Annotated in this window: 2 protein-coding genes and 1 pseudogene; all 3 read right to left on the bottom strand. The window is 37.0% G+C overall.

Features of this window, described 5'->3' with window-relative positions; all coding sequences use genetic code 11:
• A pseudogene (locus AC0QT1_RS08550) lies at positions 1 to 294 on the bottom strand (hypothetical protein); the annotation flags it as partial.
• A gap of 93 nt (positions 295 to 387) precedes the next feature.
• Positions 388 to 897: a hypothetical protein gene (locus AC0QT1_RS08555; RefSeq protein WP_473202122.1), complete on the bottom strand. Its 510-nt coding sequence runs from the start codon at positions 895 to 897 to the stop codon at positions 388 to 390.
• A gap of 84 nt (positions 898 to 981) precedes the next feature.
• On the bottom strand, positions 982 to 1,621 hold a 640-nt coding region (locus tag AC0QT1_RS08560), incomplete at its 5' end, for a hypothetical protein (RefSeq protein ID WP_473202123.1).

Consider the following 1,621-nt stretch of genomic DNA (forward strand, 5'->3'; position numbering starts at 1 on the left):
GATCGATTTACCAAAAACGATTGCATTCCCATAGACATAACCAGCGATAATAGAGTTATTATAGACCCTAGCATTTTGAGAAACACGACCTGAGTTTAAAACCATAGCATTTCCATAAACCCAGCAATTGCCATCATGAGAGAGATTGCTTTCATTTTCGATAAAACCACCCAATTGACCAGTCTTGACATCAGAAAAGTCTCTTAAAGCTTTAATGCGATAAAGTATGTGATTACCAAAGAGACGCGTTTCATTTGTTAATTCATATTTTTTAGTTACAACTGTACTAATCATGAGAAACCCCAATCTAAATATCTACTAAATTTTGAATGAAAGAATTTGGAAAGCAGGCGCCCCCGCAACGCCGACGCCATTATTTATGCTGCTTTAAAAGCGATACATTACAAAGGAAATTTCTCCATAAGGAGAGAGACGCTCTGTATAAACATTCTCTCTTGTATTGCCATGGGCATTTTTAGTCACAACAGCCATGCCATAGGCACTTGCATTTTCATAAATATGAACATTACTGATAATTTTTGCATCATCGAAAACCCGCGCATTATCATACACATGGGCATTGGCAAAAATCTTTGCAAAGTCATAAACATAGGCATTGCCATAAACAAAACCACCAACCGCCGCATTGCCATAAACCCTAGCGTTTTCATAAACACGACCGGGTTTTAAAACATAGGCATTATCAGAAACCCAGCAATTGCCATCATGTGATAAGTTACTCTCATCTTCAATAAAGCCCCCCAATTGACCAGCTTTAATATCATTAAAATCTCTTAATGCTTTAATGCGATAAAGGGTATGGTTATCAAAAACACGCGTTTCATTAGTAAGTTCATATTTTTTAGAGACAATTTTAGATACAGTTGTAGTAGACATAGGTAAGCTCCTATCTAATAATCGATAAAATTTTAATGAAATGTTCTTTAAAGAGGGGCGCCCCCGCCGCGCCCGCGGTGTTATTTACGCAGCGTCTTTAATAGACTGATCATTATCGCAAATATCACGACGAATTTTTTCACGGCTATTAACCACGGCATTGCCATAAATTTTTATGTGATGATCAATATTTGATTTTCCATAAACTTTAGCATTATCATAAATTTTTGCTAAGCAACCAACGCGCGCCGAGCCAGAAACCTTTGCATTGCCATAGACACTAGCATGATCCTTAATCCACGCATTGCAAAAGACATGGGCATTATCATAAACAGAAACCCAGACATGAATGCGTGATTTACCATAGACCTGAGCATTACCAAAGACATAGCCACACACATGGGCATGATCATAAACCCTAGCATTGTCATAAATTTTAGCATCATCAGTAATAATAGCTTTATTACAAACCACGGCATTTCCATAAACTTGACCAGCGATTTTGGTATCATCATAAATTTTAGCATTGTCATAAATGCAAGCCTTATTACCAAAAACCCATGCCTTGCCATTTACGGTAGCATTTCCATAAACTTTAGCATTTCTAAAGACTTTAGTTTGTCCATAAATTTTAGCATTCTCATAAAGCTTGGCATTCAAAAAAACGGCGGCATCATCATAAACCCAGCAATTGCCATCATGAGAGAGGTTATCTTTATTTTCG

This window comes from Bartonella sp. P12B (genome assembly GCF_055796185.1).

Excerpts from the sequence above, each read along its gene's own strand:
- AC0QT1_RS08555 (WP_473202122.1), bottom strand. The coding sequence starts at position 897 with ATGTCTACTACAACTGTATCTAAAATTGTCTCTAAAAAATATGAACTT.